Here is a 3,470-nt window from a genome sequence, read left to right as displayed (position 1 = left end):
ATTTAGAGTGATTTCGGATTTCGGAATTTCGATTTCGGATTTTTAATTTTTTTAGCCACTCTCCCCTCACGCTGATGACCTGCTCCTGCCGGGTGTCGACTATTTAAGCGGCCTCTGGCCGCCGGTTCAATACTTAATACTGGTTGAAGTTTAGCGATAGCGTAACTTCAACCTAAAACAACAGAAGCATTCTGCTTCCGAAGCAGGGCTACGCTTAGCCTTGTCTGTTAAGGTGCTTAGTTAAGCTGAAAGCTTAAACCATTTTGGGACGAAGTTACGCTATCGCTAAACTTCGACCAGGAGCGAAAGCTTCAGTTGTGTTTAACCACGGGTTTCGCTATTGCTAAACCCGCGGCAGCTAAACAGCTAAGACCTTCCTCGATTCCACTTTGATAATCACCTATCAAAATGATAGGTCAATTCCCCCTAAATTAATAAAACCTTAATTTGATAATTGTGTAAGTATCTAATATTCAATTATTTGTATAGATTTTAATTTTCTTGGCATCCGCTTGGCAAAGCCCTTTGCAAAAACACATAAAAATGGATGCTTTACTCACAATCGCTTACCTGGCCACATTTGTAGTGGTGTTCTGGATCTTTTTTAAATCTGTAAACTACTTCGAAAAAATCTAAAATCATGGCAGCATTATTCATCGTCGCAATAGCCGTGTTCATTTACATGGTGTACGTACTTCTCAAACCCGAAAAATTTTAAAATTAAACTATGAACACTGAACTAACGGGTGTAATTTTCACCTACCTGCTCACCTTAGCCATCGCCATTCCCCTTGGGCGCTATATGGCTAAAGTTTTTAAGGGCGAAAAAACCTGGCTTGATTTTATGGCCCCGCTTGATCGCTTTATCTTCCGCTTTAGCGGCATTGATACCAAACGCGAAATGAACTGGAAACAGCACCTGCTGGCCCTGCTTACCATCAATAGCGTTTGGCTGATATATGCCTTTGTTTGCCTGATGGCACAAGGCCATTTACCGCTTAACCCGGATGCTAACCCGGGCCAGTCGCCGGATACGGCTTTTAATACCGCCATCAGCTTTTTGGTTAACTGCAACCTGCAGCACTATTCGGGCGAAAGCGGTGCTACCTACTTTACACAACATTTTGTGTTTATGTTCCTGCACTTTGTATCGGCTGCAACCGGTATTGCCGCGCTGGTAGTTGTTTTCAGGGCTATGAAAGATAAGGTAACTGATAAGCTGGGTAACTTTTGGGAGTACTTTGTAAAATCGATAACCCGAGTGTTACTGCCTATCTCATTTGTTATAGCTGTGATATTTGCTTTTAACGGCATGACCACCAGCTATGCAGGTAAAGATACTTTTATCAGCATGCAGGGCGATACCGTTCACGTATCCCGCGGACCGGTTGCTGCTATGGTTGCCATTAAGCACCTTGGAACCAACGGTGGCGGCTGGTTCGGCGCTAACTCCGCACACCCTATCGAAAACCCTAACTATTTAACCAATACTGTTGAGCTGGTAGCACAATGTGTTATCCCTATAGCTTTGGTATTTACATTGGGTTTTTATCTCAATAAAAAGAAATTCGCCTATGTGATTTTTGGCGTCATGACACTGGGCATGCTCATGCTAATGATCCCAACAATGAATGCCGAGTTGCATGGCAACCCCGCCATAGCTAAAATGGGCGTAAGTCAGGCTACCGGCGCAATGGAGGGTAAGGAAGTTAGGTTTGGCCCGGCCAACTCGGCTTACTGGAGCATCATGACTACCATTATCTCTACGGGTTCGGTAAACTCTATGCATGACAGCGCTATGCCGGTTTCAGGCACCATGATGATGCTGGGCATGATGATCAACTGCTTTTATGGTGGTTGCGGGGTTGGTTTCCTTAACTTCTACATATTTATCATCGTTGCCGTATTTATTTCGGGGCTGATGGTTGGCCGTACGCCCGAGTTTTTAGGTCGTAAGATAGAGGCAAGGGAAATGAAGATCGCTTCGCTAATTGCTTTGCTGCATCCTTTTATCATATTGGTTGGCCTCGCTATTTCATCATACTTTATTGTGCACGTGGCCGGTGCCGACTGGGCCGTTAAACCATCGTCATGGTTAAATAACCCGGGCAACCACGGCTTCTCCGAAATGTTGTATGAATACACTTCATCGGCAGCCAATAACGGCTCGGGCTTTGAAGGTTTAGGCGATGGTAATATCTTCTGGAACTATACTACCGGTATCGTGATGATATTAGGCAGGTTCCTGCCGATAATCGGTCCGCTGGCTATTGCAGGTTTATTGGCTAACAAAAAGAATATCCCTGAATCGGCCGGAACGCTTAAAAGCGATACCTCTACTTTTGGACTAATGATCTTCGCAGTGATCGTAATTATTGCTGCCCTGTCATTCTTCCCGGCACTTGCTTTAGGTCCGATTGCTGAACACTTTTCACTTAAATAATCATGAACTCAAATCAAAATACATTGTTCCAGGGCGATCAGATGAGGGAGGCTTTTAAACAATCCTTCATCAAGTTAAACCCACGCGTCCTGTTCCGTAACCCGGTGATGTTCACTGTGGAAATAGGTACAGTTGTAATGCTCATTGTGAGCATATTTTCACTGGCCAATAAAGGCCAGGGCAGTTTTGCTTACAACTTTACTGTGTTTATCATATTATTATTAACTGTATTGTTTGCCAACTTTGCCGAGGCTATTGCCGAAGCACGTGGTAAAGCCCAGGCCGAAAGCCTGCGCAAAACCCGCGAAGAAACACCTGCACGCTTGCTGGTTAACGGCAAGGAAGAAAGGGTGATGTCATCACAGCTTAAAAAAGGTGATGTTTTCATTTGCGAAACAGGCGATAATATCCCTACGGATGGTGAGATCATTGAAGGTATTGCAACCATTGATGAATCGGCCATTACCGGCGAGTCTGCCCCGGTTATCCGTGAGGCTGGTGGTGATAAATCATCAGTAACCGGTGGTACCAAAGTTTTATCTGATAAGATAAAAGTATTGGTTACCACCCAGCCGGGCGAAAGCTTTTTGGACAAGATGATTGCCCTGGTTGAAGGTGCTTCACGCCAGAAAACACCGAATGAGATAGCATTGACCATTTTGCTTGCAGGCTTTACGCTCATCTTCGTTATTGTATGCGTTACGCTGAAACCTTTTGGTGATTACTCTAACACGCCCATCACTATAGCTGCTTTTATATCGTTGTTTGTTTGTTTGATCCCTACCACTATCGGTGGCCTTTTATCGGCCATCGGTATTGCCGGGATGGACAGGGCCTTACGTGCCAACGTGATCACTAAAAGTGGTAAAGCTGTTGAAACCGCAGGCGATTTGGATACCTTGCTGCTTGATAAAACCGGTACCATTACCATTGGTAACCGTAAAGCAACCAACTTTTATCCAACAGCAGGTGTAAGCGAACAGGACTTTGTAATGGCTTGCGTGCTGAGCTCACTTGCTGACGAAAC

General features: G+C 44.7%; 3 protein-coding genes. All 3 read left to right on the top strand.

Annotation, left to right across the window (positions count from 1 at the left end; genetic code table 11):
* Window positions 1–640 precede the first annotated feature (640 nt).
* Window positions 641–718 (top strand): K(+)-transporting ATPase subunit F, encoded by a 78-nt coding sequence (gene kdpF / locus VF500_RS31815; RefSeq protein ID WP_083879072.1) that lies wholly within the window; start codon window positions 641–643, stop codon window positions 716–718.
* 9 nt (window positions 719–727) lie between these two features.
* Window positions 728–2,443 carry a potassium-transporting ATPase subunit KdpA gene (kdpA, locus tag VF500_RS23280; protein WP_330861969.1) on the top strand — a complete coding sequence of 572 codons (1,716 nt, stop codon included), beginning with the start codon at window positions 728–730 and terminating at the stop codon, window positions 2,441–2,443.
* Between the two features lie 2 nt (window positions 2,444–2,445).
* On the top strand, window positions 2,446–3,470 hold a 1,025-nt coding region (locus VF500_RS23275; protein WP_330861968.1), incomplete at its 3' end, for an HAD-IC family P-type ATPase.

Source organism: Mucilaginibacter sp., assembly GCF_036383575.1.
Classification (GTDB): Bacteria; Bacteroidota; Bacteroidia; order Sphingobacteriales; family Sphingobacteriaceae; genus Mucilaginibacter.
This window is presented reverse-complemented; position numbering and strand designations above follow the sequence as displayed.

Coding starts and splice junctions, on each gene's coding strand:
- kdpF (WP_083879072.1), top strand. CDS start 641: ATGGCAGCATTATTCATCGTCGCAATAGCCGTGTTCATTTACATGGTG.
- kdpA (WP_330861969.1), top strand. CDS start 728: ATGAACACTGAACTAACGGGTGTAATTTTCACCTACCTGCTCACCTTA.